The following is a 24,166-nucleotide window of genomic DNA, read 5'->3' as shown; positions in this document are numbered from 1 at the left end:
ATCGGATGAACCGACGTGAGCTACCTGCCGAGGACGAACCGTGCTCGACGACCCGCAGACTCGCCGACCCGAGCAGTTCAACCCTACCGACTGAAACCCGTCGATTGTGACTTTTCTGCTCCATCCGACAGCACCACGCCGGTCACAGGCGCGCCGACAGTGCGCAGGCACTCGACGGCGCGACTCAAATCCCGCCGTCGCGTCACGTCCAATACGGCCGCGAGGAGGATGCCGTCGGCGTGTTCGCCCGCAATCGAGGCCGTACACGTCGACAGGACGGCGGGCGCGGCCACGATGACCTGCGCGTAGTCCGGTCGCAGACGGTCGATCGTGACAGTCGGATCGGTCGCATCGGTCGCGATGGTCGTCGGCGGGTCGGAGGGGTAGCCGGTGAGTCCGGGCGTGGAGTCGGGCAGGCCGGGCGCGCCGTCGCGTTGCGGGGATTCGGTCCACGCCGGCCCCCTCGTCCCGGCTTCCGCCCGGCTCCCTCTCTCGTCGGTATGGACGACGAGCGTGCGATCGCCGGTCGATGCCGTGACACGCCCCAGGTTCGACGCCAGCGTCGCTGTGTCGGCCTCTCCTGCAGCCGACGTCACGACCCAGACCTGTGCCCGATCACCAGGCTCGGCACGAGGGTCGGGGCGCAGCCGCAGCCGGAGCCGCAGCCGGCGATACCCGTCCATATCGCTGTCCGTTGCGGAATCCACCCCGTCCACGCGTCCGAGCACCGGAACTCCCGACACGGTGACGGCGCGGTCGGCGGTTCGCACTATGGGGTCGGTTCGGGATCGGATCCACACCGCGACGGCGCCCAGGAACGGTCCGGCGAGCAGGATGGCGGCAGCAGGACCTGCCCGCTCGACCCACGCCTGCTGTGGCTCGGACGCGGAAGAGGCGATCCTCGTGTTCACTTTCTGACCGTCGTCGCCGGTCGGTGTTTCCAGCGCCTCGACGTACCCGACGAACTCGCGCGCGAGCGCGTCGGCGATGAGCCGAGCACGATCCGGATATCGGTCCGTGACCGTGATGTCGATGATCGACGTTCTCGGCGGCACGACCGTTGCGCTCACCTTGCCGGCCACTTCTCGGGCCGTCTCCGGCAGGCCGAGTTCATCCACAACGAGCTGGTTCACGACGTCGCTGGTCAGCAGGACTACATAGGAGTTGACCCGTCCCGCGACCACCTCGTCGTTCTGGTATGCGGCGGCGGTCGTCGATCCCTCGATCGACACCATCAGCTTGGTGGTCGACACGTACCTGTCCGGGGCCAGGAGAAGCCAGGCGAGACCTGCAACGAACACCACAACGGTGACGACGAGAAACGTCTTCCGGTACAGCTTCAGCTCGGCAAGGAACCTGTCCAGTCTCACTCTGCCGCCTCGGTGTTCCTGTCGGGCTCAGACCTTCCGCCGGGACTCCAGTGGGTGTCCATGTCGAAGACCACGACCGCGTCCCTCGGCAGCAACGCCGAGGCCTGACGTAGCTGCTCCTCTGTCGTCACATTCTTTCCCACCGCGAGCACGACCACGTCCGATTCGGCCCCGATTTCTACTGCTGCCGGCGCCGAGGGACACGTGAGTACCACCCATGTGTACGACGTGCGGAGGGCGTTGACCATCCCCCGCAGCGGGGCTGTGAGCATCCGGTCATCGATGGCCCCCGCTGCGGTGCCTACTCCGATGAAACTGCTGTGGGTGGTTCGCAACGAGACTTCTCTCGCCGCTTCAGCCGGTGTCGTCTCTCCGCGCAGTACGTCGGCAACCCCGGACGCGTGGCGATCCGACAGCGCCTCCGTCAGTTCGGCGGAGCGGAAGTCGAGATCGACCAGTACCACCGAATCGCTGCGCATGGCGAGCGCCGTGGCGAGGAAGACGGACACCGCGGTGACCGTGGATCCGGGACCGGCGCCGGTCACCGTGAACGCGCCGCGTTCCGACCGGTCGACGGCCGCGAGCAGACGGTACAGGATCCCGCGCTCCTCCACCGTGAACTGCTCCGTCGGTTCCCCGCCGATCGAACCGAGAACCGGCCGCCCCGAAATCCGTGCAGCATCGCGGGGGTCGCGGATCGAGTGATCGAAGAGGAAACGCAGCACGGCCCCCGCGGAGCCGAGGAGCGCCCCGATCAGCACCGCGCCGGACAAGATGACCGGGATCGTGGCACGCATGGCGACGACACGAGCTGTCGGCCCCGGGGTATCGACGACGATCAACTCGGCGCGTGGGACGAGCGATCCGGGAACCGACTCCAGAGTGCGCACTGTGGCCGCGAGTTCGGAGAGGAAGACGGTCGCCATCTGTTCGGACTCTTCGGCCGAGGGGGCACGGAACTCGAACTCGATGAGTGCCGTGCCCGGTGGATTGACCGCCTCTACTCGCGCGGACAGCACCTCGGGCGTGAGGCCGAGACCGAGATCGGCGATCACCCGAGCTGCCACGTCGCGGCTGTTCGCCATCGCGGCATAGGTTCGAGCACGGCCCTGCGCGTAGGAGTCGCCCCCGTCGAGAACGCGGCTGACATCACCGGGCGTGCGGACGAACACGGCGGCCTCGCACCGGTACAGCGGCGGACGCAGCAGCAGGAACAGCGTCGTTGCAGCCAGCGTCAGCAGAACTCCCCATACGATCCAGCGCCACCGCTCACGCAGTACACGACCGTACTCGGAAACCGTGTCGTTCATGATCGGACGCCCGGTCCGAGAGCTTCGAGCGAATCGGTCAGCGCCGCACCGATGGCTTGCACACCGAGGGGATTGGGGTGCTTTCGATCCGCAGCCAGCAGCGCGGATGTGTCCGTCCCGCTCAACGGCGCGATGGGATCGACGAACAGGACACCCTCGGCGGCGGGTTCTGCCGCCAGGCGCGCGATGAATTCGTCGTCGAATCCCAGATCGTCGGATGGGTCGGCGAGGAGGCGAGGCCTGACGAAGACGACCGTGGCCGCGGGCCAGGTGCGCCGTACGTCTTCGACGGTCGCGACCATTGCCCGGAAGACGTCCTCGGTGGGTGGAAAGAGATCGTTTCGTCCGCCGTCGAGCACCACGACGTCGGGTGCATAGACGGTGGCCAGGCGCGGGATGCGTTCGGCGAACGACGTCGACCGACCGATGTACTCGTCGACCACGAACCTGTTGGCCGGCCCGCCGCTGATGTAGCCCGTTCCCGGCACGGCTGCGAGGTTGCACAGCCACCCCATCCGGACCGCCGTCGTGCAGGCGTAGGACATTTCCGCAAGACCGGTCCCGGCGGTGTACGAATCGCCGATGAACAGTACGGAAGGCCGACTGTCGTCGGCAACGTTCAAGCGAGTGATCTCTGGGGACGGGCGTGTGGATGGTGTATCTGCGGTGTACGTCGGTCCGGAGACGAATACCAGGCCGATCGCGATTGCCAGGGCCGACACTATCGCGGCCAGATCACACCGAGCGCGTCGAGATGCGGCGGGCTTGCCTCCCTGCCTCCGGCCCGGGGAGTACCGGAAACCGGCGCGGCGAGGTTCCGAATCCGTAGTTCGAGTCTCGAGGGTCCGGCGGCGGGGGGCTGCCGGCGGTGAAGGATGATCTCGTCGATCACGCCGTTTGCGATAGAACACGAACACCGCGCCGCCCGTGATCGCCACGGCTGGCATTATCGCGGCCGTACCCAATAGCCGGGTGCGGTTCATCGGATGACCTGCGTGCGGACCCACGCCGCGATCATGTCGGCGAGCGCCGATTGTCCGGCGTCCGTCGGCCCGCTCAGGTCCGGCCACATCTGATCCCTCGTCAGCAACGGGGGATCGAGTGCATCCAGGTACGGCACCCCCATCTCGTCTGCGGTGCTGCGGAGAGCGTCGGACACCCGGACGGCCGATGCCGGAACCGGCGTCTCGAACCACGTGGGCCCGACCAAGAGGGGGCGCCGGCCACCGACGACGATCTTGTTGATCGCATCGATCGCGCCCACCACGATCGCGTCCGTGTCCGGCAGTCCGGTGTCGCCGAGCCCCCCGACGATCAGGACGACCCGTGGATCGACAGCATCCGCGCGGTCGACCTGATAGGTGAACGCGTGGCCGCCCTGACCGTCGGCGACGAAGCCGGAGTCGGGCAGGGCGAAATTGGCGACGGACCATCCCGTTCGATCGGCCATGAGCGTCGGCCACACCGTTCGGTTGCGGAATCCGGCCGACCATTCGTCGCCCACCACCGCGATGGCGAGTGGGGACGCATCTGCCTCGCTGGTACGTGTCATCGCGAAGACCGAAGTGGCTACGAGGGCACTGACCAAGACGTTGGCCGCGAGGACGGCCATGAGCGTCCGTGGAGCAATGGTGAGTCGCTTCATCGTTCACTCCCGGCCACGTCCGCGTAGGTATCGAGCAGTCGGTCACCGACCGCGTGCATCCCCAGGTCGGTGCGCACAGCACGGCGTCCTCGTTCCCCCATGGCACGCGCGAGAGACCGGTCGGCAAGCAGCGACTCGACAGCGGTGACCAGAGCGCGCACTGCCGGCGCCGTGACGATTCCGCTGCCTGTTCGTTCGATCGTCGGGGCGAGTCCACAGTCGCGGGTCACCACGACGGGAACACCCACGGACATGGCTTCGAGCACCGACATCGGGTAGGGCTCACGCACTGAGGGGAGCACGTACACGGTCGCTGCCGCCATCCGCCGGGGCACGTCGTCCGGGTCGAGCGCTCCCTCCCATGAAATCCGCGGGTCTGCTTCGGCTGCGAGCATGGTGCGCAGCGCCGGGCCCTCGCCCTCGTCCGGTCCCACCAGGGTGAACCGGGCGTCCATCCCGGCGGAGAGCAGAACTTCGGCCATTTCCACGAACGCCGTCGGGCGCTTGCGCGGGTGCATGCGTGCGACGAAGAGCACCTCGGGAGGTTCCGCGCTCGGCCGGCCGGGTGGGTAGTACGGCACGCCGTTGCCGAGCTCCACGAAAGGCAATGACGTCCGTGCGACGGTGGCGAGCTGGTCCTTCTCCAGCGCGGTGAGGTGGAACACGGCTCCGGCGTCGCGCAGCACCTTCCTCGTCCACAGCGCGTCGAGCGGGCCGGCGAGCGGATGATCGGACGGAGTGACCATGCCGTGGGGCTGGAGCACGTACAGGATCCCGTGGCGCCGCGCGCTCACCGCAAGCGGGAGCACGACGAGGTCGCGGCCGAAATGGATGTGGACGACGTCGAACCGAGTCCGGTTGCGGTGGAACCATCGCTGCAATCCGGGCGCACCGACACCGGCGAACCCCGTCCTGGGAACTACGGTTCGGACGGTGAACAGCTTGACCGGTACGTCGTTCAAGCGGGTCGGTACGACCGGGAACCCCCGGGCGCCGGCGCCGAGCGTCACCTCGTGGCCCCGGCGGATCAGCTCCATACTCTGATTGAGCGCGACCCGGGCGGGTCCCCCGTACGCGCCGTCGGGGTCGAGCAGCGTGACCACTTGCAGGATGCGCACGGAATCAACCCGGTGTGACGATCGATCGCGGAGCCCGGACGAGTGAATCGGGAGGAACGTCGGCGGTCACCAGTGCTCTCGCTCCCACGACCGAATTCGCGCCGATGGTCACGCCCCGCAAGACGGTGGAACCGGCGCAGAGCCAGACGCCGTCCTCGATGACGATCGGGCCGTTGTCGAACTCGAAGGTCTTCGACCGCCTGTCGTGACTCCCCGTGCAGAGATAGGTGTACTGCGACACGCAGACATCCGAACCGATCACGATCTCGTCGATGTTGTAGAGATCGGCCCCTGTTCCGATCCACGAATCGTTCCCGACCACCAGCTTCCACGGCCATTGAACGTTGACCCGGTGCTTGATCAGCACCCCGGTGCCGATGCGGGCCCCGAAGCAGCGCAGGATCGTGCACCGCAGGCGCGCCGGACACCATACCTGGGTGAAGATCAGCGTCGACACCGCAACCCACAGGGCTTGGGCGGCGAAGCCGCGACCCTTGTCGTAGGGGCGGCCACGCAGGGATTGCAGCGACCGCTTGGACTGTGCAGCGGACACGCGCACCTCCGCAGGACAACGCACTACACTTCGAGAGGATACGCCGTGTTCGGCTCCGACTGAGGGGCATTTCGTGACAGATCTCGGGTGTGCATCCGTCCCTACCGTGGCCGAACGCCAGCGTGCACACCGTCAGGTGCTGGCCCGAGTGGCCCTGTTCGCTATCGGTGCCACGTCGGGTGTTCAATTGGCGAACTTCACCGTCACCGGGTTGTCGGTGGTCTGTCTGCTGCTGGCACCCGGCTTCCTGCTCATGATGCACCGGGGGATCGACCTGTTGCCGGCCGTACTCGCGGTGGCGGGATCACTCTCCTTTGTCGCGTCGTGTGCGGTGAACGGGGTCACCGCGCTATGGCCCAACGCAATCGCATTTCCTGCATTCCTGCTCTACCTCGTGGGCCTGACCGTGCTCACGGCCCGTGCGGTGGACGCGACCGCCACAGTCCTCGCCGGAATCGCCACCGGCACTCTGGTCTTCTTCCTGACCCAGGGAATCGAACTGACCCGAACCGGGAGCATTCCTGACCTTTGGAAGTACGGAATCGCTCACGCGGTGACGATTCTCGTCCTCTTCGGAATGACGACGGCGCGGATTCATCCGCTGCTGCAATCGGCGGTACTCGTGGCGCTTGGGCTGGCGAGCCTGGGACTGAACTTCCGGTCGCATGCCCTCGTGTGTCTGCTCGCCGGCGCCATCGTCTTCACCCGGCACGTCCTGGGTTCCCGGATCGGACGAGGCTGGCAGTTCCTGGGAGTCGTGGTGTTCGGGTTGGTCTTCGCGCAGGTGATGCCGATCGCCGCGCGGGCGGGACTGTTCGGGGCCGCGCTGCAGCAGAAGACGCTGGAGCAGGACGCCACGAATCTGCCGTTGCTGCTGGTCGGCCGCACCGAGCCCCCGCTGAACATCACAGCCATTCTCGAGCGTCCTTTCCTCGGTTGGGGAAGTGCCTTCAACCTGACTCCGGACGTGTATGCCCGGGCCCAGCACCTGGCGATCCGGATGGGATTCGATCCCACTTTCCCGTTCGACCTCTACTGGCGGCTGCCGCCGAGCGATTACTCCGCAACCCATTCGATCCTGCTGGGTTCCTGGGTCGAGGGCGGCATTCTGGCGGTGCTTCTGCCACTGTGGCTCCTCGTCGCCTGCGTCGGCGTGGTCTGGAACAGCACATATTTCGGCCGCTGGAGTCCGCTCGTGGTGACCCTCGCTCTGCAAGGCATCTGGGACCTGCTCTACGCGCCGTGGACGTACAACATGATCCCGGAGTTTGCCTGCATCACGCTCTTCTTCTGCGCGGTACGCGTTCGCCGGCCGATGGTTGCTGTACGGGACTCGTCATGAGACCGAATGTGACCGTCGTGATCCCCACGCTCGGTCGGCCTTCCTTGTACGGCGCTGTGCAATCCGCTCTCGAGCAGACGTATCCGGTCGCCGAGATCATCGTGGTCGCGGACACCGATCTGGCCGTGTCCCTGCCGCCGGACGACCGCATCGTGGTGCTGCGCAGCGAAGGTCGGGTCGGACCCGCCAGATGTCGGCAACTGGGGATCGATGCCGCGCACGGGAGCGTGATCGCTCTGCTCGACGACGACGACGAGTGGCGCCGGGTCAAGCTCGAACGACAGTTGGCGGCCGTCGAACACGAGGCGGCTTTCGGAAAGGCCTGGATCGCATCGTCGCGTATGGCGGTCGTCGGACCGGGGACCCGACGGCGAGTCTGGCCGCGGCGCCTCATCGGCTCGGAGCAATCCATCGCGGAGTATCTGTTCCGGTTCACCGGATTCACGGTCGGTGGCGCGACTTTGCAGACCTCGACACTGTGCTTCCCCGTGGATCTCGTGGGCGCCGTCCCGTGGGATGCCGACGCGGACGCGCCGCACGAGGAGGCGAGCTGGCTGCTGCGGGTCCGACGCGCCGTCCCTGATGTCTGCCTCGTCCACCATCCGGACGTGTTGAGTACCTACCACGTGGGGAATTCGTCCCTGTCCCACAGCTCGTTGGACCGGGCCGATGAGTACATCGCCTGGGGGCTGGAGTATCTCGGTGAGGAATCGCCGCGCGTTCGTGGTGATTACCTCTGCACGAGCCCGGTGAGCGCGGCGGTGTCCGCGCGGTCGCTGGCAGGTGTGCGGCGCTCGATGTGGTCGGCGGTACGTCATGGCAGGCCGGGTCCGTTCGCCGTCGTATACGCAGCTCTCAGCGCCGCGCGGATACTTGTGCGCACAGCACACGCATCGGTCCGTTGATGGAAGTGGCGCACGATCAGCTCACGCCGGAGGAGCGTCGAGCATTGTTCCGGGGCACGCTGTACCGCATTCTCGGTACTCCGGTGGTTGCTGTCCTGGGACTCGCCAACACGGCCGTCATCGCGCACGAGACGGGAGCGGCGGTCTTCGGGTTGGTGTCCTTGATCGCAACGATCACTCTTCTTGTGCCATTCGTCGACTTCGGGATCGGCGCGACGGTGCTGAGCGCCAGTGCGACGCTCCATCAGCATGAGGGGGATTCGAGTGCGGCCGATGTCGTCCGACGTGCCTATCGCGTTCTGTTCGTGGTCGCCGCCGCAGTCGTGTCCGGGGCCTTGGTCGTCATGGCATTCGACGGCTGGACCGTGCTCGTCGGCATGTCCAGTGGTCCCGCGGACCGGTGGGCGATCACTCTTGCCGTGTGTGTCTTCGCGCTCACGATTCCTGCCGGCCTCGGTTTCCGGATCCTCATCGGGATCGGACGGATCCCTGAGGCGACGCTGGTGCAGATGAGCTGTCCGGCTGTCGCGCTGGTGATCACCCTCGTGCTGTACGTGACCGGGGTGAACGAGATCTGGTACGCAGTATCGGCGCTCGGTGGTCTGCTCGGCGGACAGATTCTCGGTACCGTCTTGGCTTTGCGACTGAGCGGGCTCGGATGGTCGGCGTTTGCACGGACGTCCGCACCGACGACCGGAGCCAGGCTGCTGGCGGGCAGCGGATGGTTGTTCGTCGTCGGCGTGGGGCTGCCCATCGGGCTCCAGTCCGGACGGGTTCTCCTGGCGCATCTGTCAACACCCACGGAACTGTCCGAGTACGCCGTGATGGCGCAGATCTACGGCGTGGTCTGGTCGGTTCTCTCGACGGCGGGATTGGCCTATTGGCCGATGTTCGTGCAAAGACGGTCCGCCCCTGACGAGACGATCCGGATGTGGTGGCGGCTCACGGCTGTACTCGTCCTGTGCGCAGCGATCGGGGCCATCGGAATCGCGCTGCTCGGCCCATGGGCCGCGTCCGTGCTTTCGGGCGGTCAGATCGACGTGTCTGCGTTGCTCGCGCTCGGATTCGGTGTGCTGATGGTCGCACAAACCGCACATCTCCCGGCGAACGTGCTGCTGGTCGGTCCCGGCGAGGCGCGGTGGCAAGCGCTGTGGACGGTCGTCATGGCCGCACTCAGTCTCGGCCTCGGGTTCGCGTGGGCGGGACCGTTCGGAGCAGTGGGCGTGGTGTGCGCTTCTGTGCTGGGCATTTGCCTGGCGCAAGTTCTCCCGGATCTTCTGTGGGTACCTAGCCTGGTTCGTCGCCGGTCACTCGTCGGCCCCTGAGTTCGGTGGCCAACGGGGCGACTACGGTCGTCCCTGCAGGCACATCACGGATCACCGTCGCGTTTACGCCGACGGTCGCCCCGTCGTGCAGGGTGATCGGACCGATCACGATCGCGCCGGCGCCGACGCGGACTCCGTCACCGAGGGTCGGCCTTCCCCGCGCGTCGTGACCGATGGTGACCTGCTGGTTGATCCAGCAATGACGCCCGATGGATTCGGCCGTGACGATCGTGCCGACGCCGTGCTGAATGAAGAGACCAGGGCCGATTCGGTCCGCTTCGAGAGTCAGCGTGGCGGCGGGTCGGTACAGCGCGCGAAGCAGCATCCGTAGGACCGGCGGCGCGGAACGGAGACGGTAGTGCACGAGCGTACGAAACTCGGTGAGCGCCCCGGCCAGATAGGCGAATCTCGAGTACCTGTCGAGTGACGCCAGGTCCGCGTCCCCGATGCACCGACTCCACCAGTCGACGTCCTCCGCGATCGCATCCGTCGAGTCCCAGCGGGTGGAGATCCACCACAGCGGAAACGCCCAGATGCGTGCACCCTGGAGCAGTGCTGCTCGATTGCCTCGCATCGTCCGCCTTTCAACATCCCGGTTCCAGTTCGGCCTTCAGATAGCCCGCGGTCTGGTATGCGTACTCGGACGCCCATCCCCAGAGCGAGAGCTCCGCTGGGCTTGCCACCATGATCAATTCGCCGTCGAAGCACCGCTGCAGGACGAATCGAGCTCGGGAGATGTGCGGTGTGTACGTCACGACGATCACCCGGTTCCAACCGTACTGCTCGGCCCGGCGGCGCACTTCTCGCGCTTCGCCTCGGGTCGTCGATGGATCGGGGAGGAAACAGTCCACTTCGAATCCGGGATACGCCTTCCCGCAGTTCTCCGAGGCCCAGTTGTCACCCGGCCCGTCGGGATGGGAGAGAACCACCTTCGGCGCCCAGCCTGCGATGCCGAGCTCGATGCCGAGCGAGTGGCGGCGCCAGTCCTCCCCGCCGAGGACGAAGATCGCGTCGGCAGGGCGCAGCGAATCAGTCTGTGGCCGGACGTAGACCGGCAACCCGGTAACCAGTGCTGCGATCACCAGTATGCATATCGACGCCACCACCATACGGATGGAAGGCCAGTTGTTTCGAAGCCTCACCCACGTGTTCTCCGTTTCGAGCCGAGGGTGCCGTGACTACCGGCCAGTGTATGGGACGCAACTCTGTCGGATCGTGCGGTCGGCGTCGAAATCGATACGGACGAGATTTTGCCTTGCGGTCGGGCCTGACCGGCACGCGAGGACGTCGATATCGCGGATCCCGATCGGCGACCTTCCCTGCACCGATCGACCTAGGATCTGGAGGTATGGAGCGAAGCCCTTCGGCGTCTCCCCGGCCCGACGTGGTGTTCGGGTTCTCGTACGAGATGTTCGACGATGCAGTCGGTCGTGAATTCTGCCGACCGCCCGACCAGACGCTGCTTGCCCTTGCCCACGACGATCGGGTCGGCAGACTGATCGTGGCCGATCCGTGGCGTTCCTACGTCGTATCTGCGGCGCGCCGTCGGCCTGTCCGGCTCGTCGAGGACATCACAGTCGCCGGGCGAAACGCGGTCCGCGTCCGGCCTCACCGATTGCGGACGGGCGATCCCACCGATCTCGGCAGGGTGGAACGGTCCTATCGCCGCTACGGCGCAGTGCTCGGGCGCGCGCTGGCTCGGACTCGCGGCGAACGGAAACCGCGTCCGAGGTCGGCGGCCCTGGTCACCTACAACCCCTTCGTGGCGGCATTCTGTGATTCTCCGTGGATCAGCAAGGTCGTGTACTTCGGCCAGGACGATTGGGCGACAGGGGAGGGGGTGGTTCGATGGTGGGATCTCTACCGCGAAGCCTACCGGCGCATCGAGGAACGCGGAGCCGCGATATTCGCAGTGTCCGAGGAACTCGCAGAGCGTATTTCGCCGCGCACCACAGTCGTGCCCAACGGGGTGATCGCCGACGTGTGGCGTCCGCGGCATCCTGAACCCGATCGAATCGCGGCGCTGCCGCGACCTCGCGCCGTCTACACCGGCACGATCGACGACCGTCTCGAAGCGGATCTGGTCGAGACCACGGCGAGCATGGTGGGTTCGCTGGTCATGATCGGCTATCCAGGAGATGCGCGGACCGTCGAGTGGCTGCGTTCGCTCGACCGCGTGCATGTGTTCGACCCAGTCGGGCAGCATGAACTCGCAGCATTGGTGCAAGCCTGCGACGTCGGATTGATTCCGCACCGCGATCAAGCCTGTATCCGCGCGATGTCGCCCCTCAAACTCTACGAGTATCTCGCTGCCGGGCTCCCCGTGCTGTCGGTTGATCTGCCCCCCATCCACGGAGTCGACGACGAGCGGGTGTGTATCTGCCGGCGCGAGGAATGGGCGAGTGGCGTGAAGCGGGTCCTCGACATGGGGAGCGCACCGGAAGGCCGGCGACAGCAGTTCATCGACGCGGTTTCGTGGGAGCGTCGGATGCAGCCCGTGGTCGAGGCCGCTGTCGATTAGTGCGCGACGTCGGTGCGACCCTCGGAGGAAACGGGCGGACCGCCCCCGCGGCCGAGTACCCGGTCGGCCATGTGCCGAAGTTCGGCGAAGAGTGTGGGATGTGCGAGTCGCAGAACGGTTGCACCCGCAACGGCCGCTCCCGGCATTCCGATTACGAGCACGACCACAGTGCGATCCGGCACGATGACGGCGACCAGAAGGTAGGTCGCCGCCGCCCAGAGCGCCACGTGGAGACCCGGCAGCAACAAGGCGACCTGGCTGCGCAGAGTTACGCCGAGGAGTCGCCGCCGGATGAGCCACTCGACGGGGACGAGCAGTCCGGTCGCAAGGCTGTAGCCGACAGCCACGCCGAACGGGCCGAACGGCAGACCGGCGACGATGCCCGTGGTGGACACGACGGTGGTGAGCCACGCATAGCGCAGGTTGAGCCCTGCGTGCCCGAGCCCGAGCATCAGGGGAGCTGTCGACGGCTGGTAGATCGCCTGTATGGCGCCTGCCATGGCGAGTACCTGAATGATGGGGATCGCAGGTTCCCATTGGGAGCCGAACAGTAGGGCCATGAATTGGGGCGCTGCTACGGCGGCCGTGGCCATGACGGGCAGCGCGAGGACGGCATTGGCGCGCGTTGCACGCGCCAGTTCCCTACGGAGTGCATCGAGGTCGTGCGCCAGTCGGGCGAACGCGGGAAACAACACCGCGCCGACGGTGGTGCATGCCAGCTGAACCGGCAAGAGCAGCAGCCGATACGCCAAGCCGTAGAAGGCTAGAGCTTGAGGGCCTTGAAACCGTCCTACCAACAGGTTGTCGATATTCCGGGACACCGAGTTGATCAGCAGTCCGGCGGTGAACGCTCGCCAGGAAAAGGCGGCGATTTCGCGCAGGTGCCTCAGACGCAGATTCGGCGACCGTCCGGCTCCCGCCGCCAGCAGCATCAGCAGCAGCACCGAGTCGGTGGTGACAATCTGTGCCACCAGTCCCCAATAACTTCCCCCTGCCAGCGCGACACCCAATCCGACCAACCCGCCGACCATTGCGGCCGTGATGTCGGCGAGGCCGATCTCGCGGAACCGCATATCGCGCTGGAGCAGCGCCCGCGGCGTGATCGACGCGGCTCGGATGAGCAAGCTGGGTGAAAGCACCACGAGTACGAGGGTGAGGTCGGGGGAGTGCATGAAGGAGGCCCATGCCGAGGCGACGGCGCAGGTCAAGGCGGTGAGCGCCCCCCCGACGGCCAGGTTGACCGTGACGACCGCACCGGGCATGTCGGGTTCGATGCGTTCGCGCTGGATCAGCGCGCTGGAAAAGCCCTGGTCCAGCAGAAGTGCGACGATGCCGATATAGACCAATGCCTGCGCGACGATGCCGAATGCTTCGGGACCGATCAACCGGGCAAGCACGATCGTGAACCCGGCTCGGGACACCTCCCTACCGATCACGGAAATGCCGCTCCAGCGGATTCCCGAGGACAGACTGCTGTCAGCCATGGGGGGCCCGTGCCCGGGATCGCAGCGGGAGCCCTCGGTGCGTGACGAATCGCCGAAGGCCCCGGCGTAGCGGAGTATCGGGTGCAGCTGATGTACTCACGGCTGATGTACTCACGGCGCAGCCGTCCGGACCGAAACGGACTGTACAGCCATTTCTTCGATGATCCGAGCAGCGCTTTCGACGTCCTGACCCAAGTGCCAGTATGTGATTCCGTATCGGTCTCGCCACTCGAGCAGTTGCGCAGCACATTCCGACGCTGTGCCGACAAGTATCGCCGGCGAGCCCTTCAACGTGTCGCCGGCCGCCTCGATGTGCCCCGACCACGATGAACGTGGCACGGAACCGCAAGGCGCGTCCGTCACGCGGACGTAGTAGCAGTTGAACTGGAGGACGGGGCAGGGCCGTCCCGCGGCGTCGGCGGCGGCCCGGACTCTCCGGATCTTGGCCTCGATGCGATCGGGCGTGAGGTCGGCGATCGCCGCTTCGTCGATCGTGTTGGCGCGCATGCTCGGGTGTATCCCGACGATGTCGGCGGCACGTCCGGCCAGGTCGAGCATCCGGGGCCCTCCGGCGCCGACGAGAATCGGCGGATTCGGTTGCTGTACGCACCGTGGAAGGGCTTCCATGTGGCCGATTCGATAGTGTTCTCCCTCGAAATCGACGAACTCGGCCGTGAAGTAACGCCGCAACACCGTCAATGCTTCGTCCAGCCTCGCGATCCGCCGGCCGGTGGTGTCGAATCGGAGGCCGAGGGCCGCGTAGTCGTCCGGCTGCCAGCCGGCGCCGATCCCGACTTCGACTCGTCCGCCTGAGAGCACGTCGATCGTCGAGATGTCTTTGGCGAGCAACGCCGGGTGGTGAAGATCGTTCGGCAACACGAGGGACAGGACCCGTAACCGGGTGGTGCCGGCCGCGGCGTATGCCATGGCGACCAGTGGAGCAAGTTGCCAGCCGTGGCTGACGTGCTGGGAGACGGCTACCGTGTCGAACCCCAGGGATTCGAGCCGGCGCACGTCGGCGATCCATCTGGCGCCGTCGGCCTGGAGCCGAGGCATGGGCGCGATCATGCGCATCGCGGGAGGGGCTTGTCCGATCGAGCTCATGAACCGTCGACCTTCCATCGTCCGGCTAGTGCGGGATACCTCCGATCGACTTCCGGTAGCAGATCCGGAAGTGTCAGCAGCACCCGGTCCGGCTCAGCGGCAACGAGTTCCTCCGGCGAGATGATCGGCACGTCGGTGCCGGGCATTCGGCGCCCCTGTTTAGCCGGTGAGGCGTCGGCTACCGCGGCCACCAGCCTCCGGTCGACGGCCGCGAGGCTGAACAACGCCACCGCACGGGACGCCGCGCCATATGCGTACACGCGTTCGCCGGAACGGTATTCGTCCTCGAGCCAGGTGCGCAGTGAGCGCACATGGTCGTCGGCAGCACGTTGCAGTGAACCTACGGTGCGTGGATCGGTCATGCCGGTTTCGTCGGCGAAGACCCTCCGCACCGATTCGTCCGGTTCGACCTGCCCGTGCATGGCCGCGACGAGGACCGTGCCGCCGTAGAGGTCGAACGTCCAGGCAGCCACCGGACCCATGCCGACGTCATCGAGGAGGCGGGTCAGCGCCGTCATCGAGTAGTACGCGAAGTGGCCATGGCGAAGCGCGTTCCACTGGCCCCGGCAGACGATGGTGGCCAGGGAATGGAACTGGACGAGCAGCACCCCCTCCGGAGCTGTGGCAGCGGCTCGCTCGACCAGGGCCTTCGACTGGTCCGGTTCGTGCATCAGGCCGAAACAGTCGAGCACGACGTCGCAGGTACCGTCGGCTACGGTGAAGCCACGCTCGAGGAGCAGCGGAAGCCACGTCCCTCCGTGGGGACTGCCGAACTCCCGTACCGTCGAGCCCCGTAACCGCTCGGATCGAGCGACGCTCCGTACCGCACAAGCGGCCTGTTCTCTCAGGGCCTGCGGTTCGACGCCGCGTGGCTCCTCGATGATCGTGTCGTCCTCGGCGAGTTGCGCGAGGCCGCACGTCGCACACAGATCCATGGCAAGGGGATGCGAGACCTCGTCGTCGCTGATGACGTCGTCGGCCGGGGGAAAGTGATCGGCGGCCGGCACCTTTCCGAGATCGAGTACTCGATCCAGATCGGGCATTCCGCACGCTCGGCACACACTCATGGGAGCATTTCCTCGTGCGCATCGAGGAAGCCGAGTTGGCCGACGTGATCGTGCTGATTCCGCAGCCCTTCCGCGACGAACGGGGGCTGTTCACGCGCACGTTCGACGCGGAGACGTTCGATGACCATCTCGGCAGGCCGGGAACTGCCGCGGCGTTCGTGCAGGACTCCCAATCCCGGTCGGTCCGCGGCGTCGTCCGGGGAATGCACGGCAGGTCCGGCCGTGGCGAAGCCAAACTCGTGCGCTGTGCGAACGGCGCGGTGCACGACGTCCTGGTCGACATCCGGCCCGACTCGCCGACGTTCGGACGAAGCCAGGTGTTCCGGCTCGACGACGAAGAATTTCGCCACCTCTACGTTCCGCCGGGATTCCTGCACGGGTTCCAGGCACTGACCGCGACGGCGGACGTCTGCTACCGGATCGATCGGCCGCACGACCCGGCGGAGGACATCGGCGTCGCCCACGACGACGCGGATCTCGGGATCGACTGGCCGCTGCCGGTAACTGCCGTGTCCGCGAGGGACGCGAAGGCCGGAAGCTGGCGGGAGTTGCTCACGCGATTGCATTGACAAACCGCATCGATTCGTCCAGGACTCCTGTTCCCTGTAGCTCCTTCAGGTGTGAGAGCCGGGTGAACCGCTCGTGGAAGTCCTCCGCTTTCAAGCTGAAGGCGGTGTACTTCTCGTACAGTTCCGCGGCGCCTTCGGGAACTGTCCATTTCGCCTCGTAGCCGAGCCGATCCCGAGCAGCAGAGAAGTCGACCCGGTACGAGCGAGGGTCGGGGCCGCTCTCCCCGGTGATCACGAGTTCGGAGCCAGGGACAACGTCCACCACGGCAGCGGCGATGTCGGCCACCGTCAGGTTGTTGGTTTCGGTGCCGATATTGAATGCGTTGCAGTGGATGGCGTCTACGGGCGCCACAAGGCAGCGCGCGAACGCTTCCGCGATGTCCCGAGCGTGCACCAACGGTCGCCAAGGGGTTCCGTCCGACAGCACACGCACCTCACCGGTGAGAACGGCATACCCCACCAGGTTGTTCAGAACAATGTCCGCTCGCAGTCGGGGGGAGAACCCGAATGCGGTGGCGTTGCGGAGAAACACCGGAGAGAAGCCAGGGTCTGCGATCGCAGCCACGTCGTCCTCGACGCGCACCTTGCTCTCCGCGTACGGCGTGAGCGGGCGCAGCGGTGCACTCTCGTCGACGGCTTCTTCCCCGCCGGCGCCGTAGACAGAGCACGTGGATGCGTAGAGGAAGCGACGCACACCAGCCGCCTTGGCGCATCGAGCGAGCCGCACGGAGGCCTGGTGATTGATCTCGTAGGTGATTCTCGGTTCGAGCGCGCCGAGGGGATCGTTGGACAGGGCCGCGAGGTGGATCACGGCGTCGAATCCCGTCAGGTGCGATGCGGTGATGTCCCGTAGATCGAGCCGGATCGCGGGAGGATCCTGCGGAGCGGGCCCGAGAATGCAGTCGGCGAAGAGGCCGGAATCCAGGCCGATCACCTCGTGACCGTACGAGCAAAGGACCGGCACCATGATCGACCCGAGGTATCCCTGATGACCGGTGACGAGGACACGCATGTCATACCTTTCCGAAGTGGACGGTGGCCTTCTCCACGACGAAGGCCTCGGCGTGCGGCCGTCGGCATTGCACGCCGCGGAGACGGGAAAGACCCAGGAATGCCTGTTCGTCGAACCAGTCGTGGTCGGTCTGGGACGGGTAGTGCTTGAGCAGGATCCGTGCCTTCTCCTCGGCGATCCTGCGGGTCAGCGGATGGTAGATCGTCGGTCGTGGCGTATCCGTTTCCCATTTGAGGATCTCGTACCCCAGGACCAGGTGGTCACGGAAAACGGTGGGCACCAGCTCGGCCAGTATTCGATGATCCTGATGCGCGTCGTCGCGATGCGGCGCGAACACCACGTCGGGTTCGCAGGTGTGCCGGAACGATTCGAGTGCGTTCTTGATGGGCTCCCAGTATCCAGGGGCGTGGCCGTCGGGAACGTCGAGGACCCTCACCTCGACCTCGGCACCGGGACACAGCGCCGCCAGAGCGTGCCGCTCCTCGATCTCGCGCCGCGAGTCCTCACCGGAAAGTACGAAGGCATGCACGCGCAGCGGGGACGAGACCCGAGCCGACAGCGTCAGCAATGTGCCGCCGACGCCGATGGCGATGTCGTCGCAGTGCGCACCGAGCACTGCAATCTCTCGGACGTCGCCGGCGCAGAGCTCGATCATGATTGCACCGCCACGGCGGTCGGTTCCCACAGCATCCACGGGCGGATCCCTCGCGCGTAGTTGTCGTCGAGCTCCGCACGTTCCTTGAACGTATCCGCCGGCTTCCAGAAGCCGTCGTGCCGATATCCGAACAGGCGGCCGCGGCCCGCAAGGGTGCCGCACACGTCGGTGACAAGGTCACCCCCTGGCGGCAACAGCTCGAAAATCTCCCGATTCAGCACGAAGTAGCCGCCGTTCTCCCAGATGGGGAAGTGGCTGACCGGCACGATTTCCTTGATTTCCCCGTTCTCGGCCAGATCCACACAGTGGAACGAGGACTGTGGGGGTACGACCAGCAGTGCGGCGGTCGCGCCGGACTCGTGGTACCGCTCGATCATCCGATCGAGTGGCGCGTCTGTGAGCACGTCCGCGTAGTTGGCCAGGAAGTGCTGGTCGCCTCCGAGATAGTTCCGTACGCGGCGAAGCCGCTCGCCGATCGAGGATTCGAGACCGGTGTCGACGAAGGTGATCGACCAGTCGCTGATATCCGTGTGGAGCAGTTCGACCCGGTTGCGGTGCATGACGAAGTCGTTGGATGCCTCCTCGTGGTAGTCGAGGAAGAACTCTTTGATCTTGGTTCCCCCGTAGCCCAGACACAGGATGAACTCGGTGTGGCCGAAGTGCGCGTAGTACTTCATGATGTGCCACAGCAGCGGCCGCGGTCCCACCATCTGCATGGGCTTGGGGATTTCGTCGGTGCGGTCGCTGCGCATCCGCATGCCGTAGCCGCCACAGAACAGAACGACTTTCATACCGTGATCCTCCTGACGAAGTCGGCGGGGCCGATGGTGGTGTGCAGAGTGGGCAGCGGGAAGACGAGCCGGCCGCCCCAGGCGGAGATGTACTGCAGCTGGGTCGTCAGTTCCGCCGCCAGGTTCCACGGCAGGGCGACGACCACGTCGGGCCGGTCCTTCTCGATCTGCTCCGGCGGCAGGATCGGGATCCGGGCTCCGGGCGTGTAACGCCCGTGCTTGTACGGATTCCGGTCGACGGTGTACGCCATGAGGTCGGGGCGGATGCCGCAGTAGTTGAGCAGGGTGTTGCCCTTGCCCGGCGCGCCGTAACCGACGACGGACAGGCCCTGATCGTGGCAGTCGAGGAGGAAGCGCAGGAGGGTTTGGCGGACGGAACGGGCGCGGGCCTCGAGTTCGCGGTAACCCGCCGTCGTGTGCAGACCCGCCCGGCGTTCCTCCTCGAGCACGGCTTCCACCCGTGACCCGGGGGGATCCGCGACCTCGTCCGGCCGGGCCCAGAGCCGGATCGATCCGCCGTGGGTGCCGAGAAGTTCCACGTCGACGACCGACAGGCCGCCGGTGGCGAGCGCCCGCATCGCGGACAGCACCGTGTAGTACTGGAAGTGCTCGTGGTAGACGGTGTCGAACTGCGCTTCGCGCACGAGGTTCAGTGCGTGGTGCACCTCGATGGAGATCCAGCCGTCGTCGGCGACGAGGGTGCGCAACGATCGGGTGAACCCGAGCAGGTCCGGGATGTGGGCGTAGACGTTGTTCGCCACGACCAGGTCCGCGGGCCCGTACTCCCCGCGGATGTCCTCGGCGAGGCTTTCGTCGAGGAAAGCGGTGACGGTGGGAACCCCGATGGCACGAGCCGCGGAACCGACATTCACCGACGGTTCGATGCCCAGGCACGGGATGCCGGCCGCGACCGCGTGCCGCAACAGATAACCGTCGTTGCTGGCGACCTCCACGATCGACGAGCCCGCGCCGAGATGCAGATCCCGGATGGCGGCTTCCACGAACTGCCGCGCGTGGTCGACCCAGGAGTCGGAGAACGACGAGTAGTAGGCGTATTCGGTGAAGGTGTCCTCGGGTGTGATCAGCGCAGGGATCTGCAGCAGCAGGCAGTCCTCGCACAGCCGCAGATGCAGGGGGTAGGTGGTTTCGGGCAGGTCGAGCTCGTCGGCGGCCAGGAAGCGTTCGCACGGCGGTGTGGCGCCGAGATCGAGCACGCTGAGGAGCCGTTCCGATTCGCACAGGCGGCACTTCATTGATGGCACCCCTCGGGGCAGTCGGTGGGAACCGTGCCGACGAGATATTCGCAACATCAGGTCCGACTCGATTAGATAATCATACTGAGAGGATGAATGGAACCCTGAAACAATCTTCGAGATTGTTTTGCCTGCTGTTTGGTGCCAATTGGTAGACACCCCTAGACTCGAATCACTCACACCCCACACGTGGGTCGGGCACGCCGGGGGTGTCGAGGCGTACGGTGAGATCCTGGGGAGGTCGCCCGATGTCGTTTCAGATTGTTCAGCGCGAACAGACGCTCGTCGCCGGCCTGCCCGTGCGCAGTCCGCGCCGGGCCCTCGGCAAGGTTCGCGACCGGGCGCTCGAACGGGCGTGGTCGGCGGTGCTGAAGCAGGAACTCGGCGGGCCCCTGGCCTCCGCCTACACCGATCACGCGGTGGATATCGACTCCTACTACACCCAGACGGTCGGCTATCAATGTGAGTCGCTGGACCAGGTGACCGAAGGCCACCTCGTGGCCTGCCTGCCCGCCGGGACCTACGCGAAGTTCTCCTCGACCGGTACGTTTCCCGGCGTCTTCATCGACCTGTGGAACCAGATCCGTGCGGCCGAGGAGGCGGGTGAGATCGTCCGGTCGTTCACCGGCGACTTCGAGTTCTATCCCCACGCGTACCGCATCGACATGTACGTGGCGATCAGAACCACGGAAAAGGCTGGTGCGCAATGACTTTCGAACTCACCAAGCTGCACGACCATTGTGTGGGGGGACTCGTTCTGCCCGGACTCGAGCCGGGGGCGACCGGGCAGCGGTCCGAACTGCTGACCTTTACGGAGGATCGCATCCGCGCGCGCGGCATCGGCGAGGTGGTCGTGGTCTACATCTGCCACCCCGAGGTCGGATGGAACGCGGTGGTCGGCTATCGCTGCGACGGCCTGTCCGACCTGACGATCGGAGACTCGCTGGTGCGGGTCCCCACCGGATACTTCGCCCGCTTCGTTCCGGGCGGCGATCACTCCGATCCCGTCGAGGACGTGTGGCACCAGGTCGAGATTGCCGAAAAGGAGGGGCGGATCGAACGGGCGTATCGTGAGGAGGTGGCTGTCATCGGCCCGTCGGGAGTAACGGAACTTTACATTTCTTTGGCTTGAAGACCTTGTGAAACACCCGAATACTGCATACTCGACCCATACAGCCACATGTATGCCCCGTGCCGTCCCAGGTCGACGATCACGACGGCGGTGAGCGAGAGGGCCTGATGTGGTCCGCCGGGTGACTCCGATCGGGGTCACCCGCAAGGTCGGAGGCCGACAGTGGATCGAGCAGTGCGGGTCGCATCGGACTCGGTGCGCGAGCGCGTCTCGACCTACAGGGATCCTGCCTCCGGTTATTCGTTCGTCGCTGCCGCACCGAGTGCGGCGCCGGATCTGTGGAACGAATATCTCGCCCGGGCATTGGGGGCCTATCGCAGATTCGGCGTCGAGTGCGCACTCGAGTACGAGAATGTGCGAAGCGGGGAGAACACGGCGATGTTCTGCGCAGGGCTCGATCGAAGGGGGGTCGTCGTGGGTGGGGTACGAGCTCAGGGGCCTTTTCGCAGTGCGGACGAGTCCCATGCCGTGACCGAGTGGAGTGCTCCGGAGCACGTCGATCACCTCCGCAGCATGATCGAGAGCCGAATCCCGTTCGGTCTGATCGAGGCGAAGGCCGCATGGGTGTCCGAGGATGTGCCCCAGCGTCGAGAGCTCACCCTTGCGATAGCCCGGATGGGCGCGAAGTTCATGGACCTGCTCCAATCCCGGTACATGATGGCCACGGCCGCCGACAACCTTCTGGATCTGTGGAAGACCTGCGGGGGAGTGGTGGACGAGAGCATGCCGGCCACCCCGTACCCGGACGCCCGCTATCGGACCCGGCTCATGTGGTGGGACCGTCTGCGCGCCGATCCGCTCGGCGACGAACTCCGACGAGAAGTGGGTGGTTTTCCGTTCGACGGGGAGCCGGCGTGATGCCCGACGGCGAGGCCGGATGGATGGCTTCCGTGTTTGCGGAAGACCGGCCGGAGGATATGGAGGAATTCCGGCGCGTTCGTACCGAACCCGGCCTCGTGGTCGTCGACCGTCTCGCCGATCAGGTGAGAGGACTGCGCGAAGTGCTCCCGCCGCCGGGGAGCGAATTGCTCGACGAACCGGCACGGTGGGTCCACTACCCCTGGCGCCGGACCGTCGTCCGCGTGCTCGGCCCGCACTCGTTCCGGCGGCTACGGCTGGACCGTAACCGGAACAAGGTGACGTCGGCCGAACAGGACCGGCTGCGCGGATTGACGGTCGGGATCGTCGGATTGAGCGTCGGCTTCTCGGTCGCGCAGGCGCTGGTGCTCGACGGGGTGTGCGGCGAACTGCGGCTCGCCGACTTCGACCCGATCGAGCTGTCGAATCTCAACCGGGTGCCGGCCTCCCTCGTCGATCTGGGCACGAACAAGGCGGTCGTGGCCGCGCGACGACTCTCGGAGCTGGATCCGTACCTGTCCCTGTCGGTGTGGCCCGACGGGGTCGGACCGGAAACGATGAGCGAGTTCCTGGACGGACTCGACGTCGTCGTGGACGAGTGCGACTCCCTGGACGTCAAGGTCGTGTTGCGCGCGGAAGCGGCCCGGCGAGCCGTCCCGGTGGTGATGGAGACGAGTGACCGGGGGTTGATCGACGTCGAGCGCTTCGACCTGCGGCCGGGACCCCCGTTTCACGGATTGCTGGGAGAGATCGACCCGCAGCGGCTCGCCGCCCTGTCGGGTCGGGAGAAGATTCCGTACGCTCTGCGCCTGCTGGGACCGGAGCGGATCTCGACCCGGATGGCAGCCTCCCTCCTGGAGGTGGAGCGGACGCTGGTCACCTGGCCTCAACTGGGGAGCGAGGTGATGCTCGGCGGCGCGACGGTCGCCGCGGTCGTGCGCCGGCTGGGCCTCGGGCAGCCGCTGAACTCGGGGCGAGGCCGCGTGGACGTCGAGGCCTGCCTCGACGCCCTGACCCTACCTCCGGACCCGGGGAACCGGGCCGTCGCGGAAGCCCCCCTGCCCGCGGAATCGGGCGATCCGATCGACCGGGTACTGCATGCCGCGAACAGAGCCCCCTCGGGAGGTAACAGCCAACCCTGGTCCATCACGGCCGGCGGCGGGATGCTGGAGATCGACATCTCGGACGACTTCGTGCCGACCGCGATCGACATCCACTGTCGGGGCAGCTACGTGGCGCTCGGCGCAGCCCTGCAGAACGCGCGCATCGCCGCGGCGGCACACCGGATACTCGGTCCGGTTCGAGTGCTCGCGCGGGACGGCGGCGAGCCGCCGCGCGAGGTGATCGCGACGATGCGGTTCGCCGACGACACCGACCCGGTGCTGGCCGCTCAGTACGAGTCCATGCTCTCGCGCGGCACCAATCGGCAACCCGGTGACGGATCGCCACTGTCCGATGCCGAGACGGCTGCCCTGCACGCGGCGGCCGCGCGGGAGGGCGGCCGGATCCGGGTCGTCACGGACGCCGATCGCCTGGCCGAGACCGCGGAGCTGCTCGCGGAATCGGACAGGATCCGCTACCTGACTCCCGTCCTGCGCCGGGAGATGCTCGCGGAACTGCGGTGGCCGCACTCCGAGGACATCGACAGTGGCATCGACGTCGGAGCACTCGGGATGGACGACGCGGAGCGCACGATGCTCGACCTGACGGTGCGAAACGATGTGCTCGATCAACTCGGGGAGTGGGACCTCGGGCACGGCCTGGGGCGTCTGACCGGAACGCGGGTGCGAAGCAGCTCGGCACTCGTAGCGGTGTTCGCGGCGGGACCGCGGCCGGCCGACTACGTCCGAGCGGGAATGGCGGCCGAGAGCGTGTGGATATGCGCCCACGGCATGGGCCTGGCGGTCCAGCCGGCGTCACCGGTGTTCCTCTACGCCGAGGACGACACCGACCTCACCCGGCTCTCGGAGGTCCGGTTCGGCGCTCTCGGAAAACTGCAGTCGACGTTCGACGACGTGTTCGACAGACCGATCGGACGACGCTTCGCCCTCCTGCTCCGGGTGGCGCGGGCGCGGCCGGAACGGGTTCGCAGTGCGCGCCGCTCGGATAGGGTTCGAAGACATCCCTGATGCGGTCACGGTCGCGTCGGATG

Annotated in this window: 24 protein-coding genes; 9 read left to right on the top strand and 15 right to left on the bottom strand. The window is 66.4% G+C overall.

Annotation, left to right across the window (positions count from 1 at the left end; all coding sequences use genetic code 11):
- Positions 1-83 precede the first annotated feature (83 nt).
- The 6 genes from ACWPOB_RS11840 to ACWPOB_RS11815 all read right to left on the bottom strand — a co-directional run bounded on the left by ACWPOB_RS11840 (position 84) and on the right by ACWPOB_RS11815 (position 5,996).
- On the bottom strand, positions 84-1,184 hold the full coding sequence (locus ACWPOB_RS11840; RefSeq protein WP_455400926.1) for a hypothetical protein: 1,101 nt from the start codon (positions 1,182-1,184) through the stop codon (positions 84-86).
- A gap of 182 nt (positions 1,185-1,366) precedes the next feature.
- Positions 1,367-2,680 (bottom strand): Wzz/FepE/Etk N-terminal domain-containing protein, encoded by a 1,314-nt coding sequence (locus tag ACWPOB_RS11835; protein WP_455400925.1) that lies wholly within the window; start codon positions 2,678-2,680, stop codon positions 1,367-1,369.
- A complete protein-coding gene (locus tag ACWPOB_RS11830; RefSeq protein WP_455400924.1) occupies positions 2,677-3,618 on the bottom strand; it encodes an SGNH/GDSL hydrolase family protein in 942 nt (313 codons plus the stop codon). Before ACWPOB_RS11830 ends, ACWPOB_RS11835 begins: the two co-directional genes overlap by 4 nt.
- Before the next feature lie 41 nt (positions 3,619-3,659).
- A complete protein-coding gene (locus ACWPOB_RS11825; RefSeq protein ID WP_455400923.1) occupies positions 3,660-4,325 on the bottom strand; it encodes an SGNH/GDSL hydrolase family protein in 666 nt (221 codons plus the stop codon).
- Positions 4,322-5,443, bottom strand: a complete 1,122-nt coding sequence (locus ACWPOB_RS11820) for a glycosyltransferase (protein ID WP_455400922.1) — start codon at positions 5,441-5,443, stop codon at positions 4,322-4,324. The genes ACWPOB_RS11825 and ACWPOB_RS11820 overlap by 4 nt, the downstream gene beginning before the upstream one ends.
- A gap of 4 nt (positions 5,444-5,447) precedes the next feature.
- Positions 5,448-5,996 (bottom strand): LbetaH domain-containing protein, encoded by a 549-nt coding sequence (locus ACWPOB_RS11815; protein ID WP_346772766.1) that lies wholly within the window; start codon positions 5,994-5,996, stop codon positions 5,448-5,450.
- Positions 5,997-6,102: 106 nt separating this feature from the next.
- Between ACWPOB_RS11815 and ACWPOB_RS11810 the strand changes: the two genes are divergently transcribed.
- The 3 genes from ACWPOB_RS11810 to ACWPOB_RS11800 are packed head-to-tail and all read left to right on the top strand — an operon-like array spanning position 6,103 to position 9,568.
- Positions 6,103-7,338 carry a hypothetical protein gene (locus tag ACWPOB_RS11810; protein WP_455400921.1) on the top strand — a complete coding sequence of 412 codons (1,236 nt, stop codon included), beginning with the start codon at positions 6,103-6,105 and terminating at the stop codon, positions 7,336-7,338.
- Entirely contained in the window at positions 7,335-8,243 is a 909-nt protein-coding gene (locus ACWPOB_RS11805) for a glycosyltransferase family 2 protein (RefSeq protein ID WP_455400920.1), read from the top strand. The genes ACWPOB_RS11810 and ACWPOB_RS11805 overlap by 4 nt, the downstream gene beginning before the upstream one ends.
- Positions 8,138-9,568: a lipopolysaccharide biosynthesis protein gene (locus tag ACWPOB_RS11800; protein ID WP_455400919.1), complete on the top strand. Its 1,431-nt coding sequence runs from the start codon at positions 8,138-8,140 to the stop codon at positions 9,566-9,568. Before ACWPOB_RS11805 ends, ACWPOB_RS11800 begins: the two co-directional genes overlap by 106 nt.
- On the opposite strand, the gene ACWPOB_RS11795 is transcribed toward ACWPOB_RS11800, so the two are convergent.
- Both ACWPOB_RS11795 and ACWPOB_RS11790 read right to left on the bottom strand, forming a co-directional pair.
- The gene (locus ACWPOB_RS11795; protein WP_455400918.1) at positions 9,531-10,142 is read right to left on the bottom strand and encodes a serine acetyltransferase; all 612 of its coding nucleotides are present in this window, start codon (positions 10,140-10,142) and stop codon (positions 9,531-9,533) included. The genes ACWPOB_RS11800 and ACWPOB_RS11795 overlap by 38 nt on opposite strands.
- A 10-nt stretch (positions 10,143-10,152) precedes the next feature.
- Positions 10,153-10,677, bottom strand: a complete 525-nt coding sequence (locus ACWPOB_RS11790) for a YdcF family protein (RefSeq protein ID WP_455400917.1) — start codon at positions 10,675-10,677, stop codon at positions 10,153-10,155.
- 239 nt (positions 10,678-10,916) lie between these two features.
- On the opposite strand from ACWPOB_RS11790, the gene ACWPOB_RS11785 reads away from it, so the two are divergent.
- On the top strand, positions 10,917-12,089 hold the full coding sequence (locus tag ACWPOB_RS11785) for a glycosyltransferase (protein ID WP_455400916.1): 1,173 nt from the start codon (positions 10,917-10,919) through the stop codon (positions 12,087-12,089).
- Here the strand turns inward: ACWPOB_RS11785 and ACWPOB_RS11780 are convergent.
- From ACWPOB_RS11780 to ACWPOB_RS11770, 3 genes are all read right to left on the bottom strand, one after another.
- A complete protein-coding gene (locus tag ACWPOB_RS11780; RefSeq protein ID WP_455400915.1) occupies positions 12,086-13,573 on the bottom strand; it encodes a lipopolysaccharide biosynthesis protein in 1,488 nt (495 codons plus the stop codon). The two genes, ACWPOB_RS11785 and ACWPOB_RS11780, sit on opposite strands and share 4 nt — an antisense overlap.
- A 111-nt stretch (positions 13,574-13,684) precedes the next feature.
- The gene (locus ACWPOB_RS11775) at positions 13,685-14,677 is read right to left on the bottom strand and encodes a TIGR03621 family F420-dependent LLM class oxidoreductase (RefSeq protein ID WP_455400914.1); all 993 of its coding nucleotides are present in this window, start codon (positions 14,675-14,677) and stop codon (positions 13,685-13,687) included.
- A complete protein-coding gene (locus tag ACWPOB_RS11770) occupies positions 14,674-15,744 on the bottom strand; it encodes a class I SAM-dependent methyltransferase (protein ID WP_455400913.1) in 1,071 nt (356 codons plus the stop codon). The genes ACWPOB_RS11775 and ACWPOB_RS11770 overlap by 4 nt, the downstream gene beginning before the upstream one ends.
- 14 nt (positions 15,745-15,758) lie before the next feature.
- On the opposite strand from ACWPOB_RS11770, the gene rfbC reads away from it, so the two are divergent.
- Entirely contained in the window at positions 15,759-16,313 is a 555-nt protein-coding gene (gene rfbC, locus ACWPOB_RS11765; protein ID WP_455400912.1) for a dTDP-4-dehydrorhamnose 3,5-epimerase, read from the top strand.
- Here rfbC and ACWPOB_RS11760 read toward each other — a convergent pair.
- The 4 genes from ACWPOB_RS11760 to ACWPOB_RS11745 are packed head-to-tail and all read right to left on the bottom strand — an operon-like array spanning position 16,297 to position 20,024.
- Entirely contained in the window at positions 16,297-17,325 is a 1,029-nt protein-coding gene (locus ACWPOB_RS11760; RefSeq protein ID WP_455400911.1) for an NAD-dependent epimerase/dehydratase family protein, read from the bottom strand. The genes rfbC and ACWPOB_RS11760 overlap by 17 nt on opposite strands.
- 1 nt (position 17,326) lies before the next feature.
- A complete protein-coding gene (locus tag ACWPOB_RS11755) occupies positions 17,327-17,980 on the bottom strand; it encodes a PIG-L deacetylase family protein (RefSeq protein ID WP_029542156.1) in 654 nt (217 codons plus the stop codon).
- Entirely contained in the window at positions 17,977-18,771 is a 795-nt protein-coding gene (locus ACWPOB_RS11750; RefSeq protein WP_029542158.1) for a glycosyltransferase family protein, read from the bottom strand. Before ACWPOB_RS11750 ends, ACWPOB_RS11755 begins: the two co-directional genes overlap by 4 nt.
- Positions 18,768-20,024, bottom strand: coding sequence for a class I SAM-dependent methyltransferase (locus ACWPOB_RS11745; protein ID WP_455400910.1), 1,257 nt, complete (start codon positions 20,022-20,024; stop codon positions 18,768-18,770). The genes ACWPOB_RS11750 and ACWPOB_RS11745 overlap by 4 nt, the downstream gene beginning before the upstream one ends.
- 248 nt (positions 20,025-20,272) lie before the next feature.
- Here ACWPOB_RS11745 and ACWPOB_RS11740 point away from each other — a divergent pair, with 248 nt between their 5' ends.
- The 4 genes from ACWPOB_RS11740 (at position 20,273) to ACWPOB_RS11725 (ending at position 24,143) form a co-directional block, all read left to right on the top strand.
- Complete coding sequence (locus ACWPOB_RS11740) at positions 20,273-20,734, top strand: GyrI-like domain-containing protein (protein ID WP_165037020.1); 462 nt, start codon at positions 20,273-20,275, stop codon at positions 20,732-20,734.
- Entirely contained in the window at positions 20,731-21,156 is a 426-nt protein-coding gene (locus ACWPOB_RS11735) for a hypothetical protein (RefSeq protein WP_455400909.1), read from the top strand. Before ACWPOB_RS11740 ends, ACWPOB_RS11735 begins: the two co-directional genes overlap by 4 nt.
- Positions 21,157-21,669: 513 nt before the next feature.
- Positions 21,670-22,014 carry a hypothetical protein gene (locus ACWPOB_RS11730; protein WP_263507555.1) on the top strand — a complete coding sequence of 115 codons (345 nt, stop codon included), beginning with the start codon at positions 21,670-21,672 and terminating at the stop codon, positions 22,012-22,014.
- Complete coding sequence (locus ACWPOB_RS11725; protein ID WP_455400908.1) at positions 22,011-24,143, top strand: Rv1355c family protein; 2,133 nt, start codon at positions 22,011-22,013, stop codon at positions 24,141-24,143. Before ACWPOB_RS11730 ends, ACWPOB_RS11725 begins: the two co-directional genes overlap by 4 nt.
- Positions 24,144-24,166: the final 23 nt, after the last annotated feature.

The organism is Rhodococcus sp. 2H158, from assembly GCF_053764755.1.
This window is presented reverse-complemented; position numbering and strand designations above follow the sequence as displayed.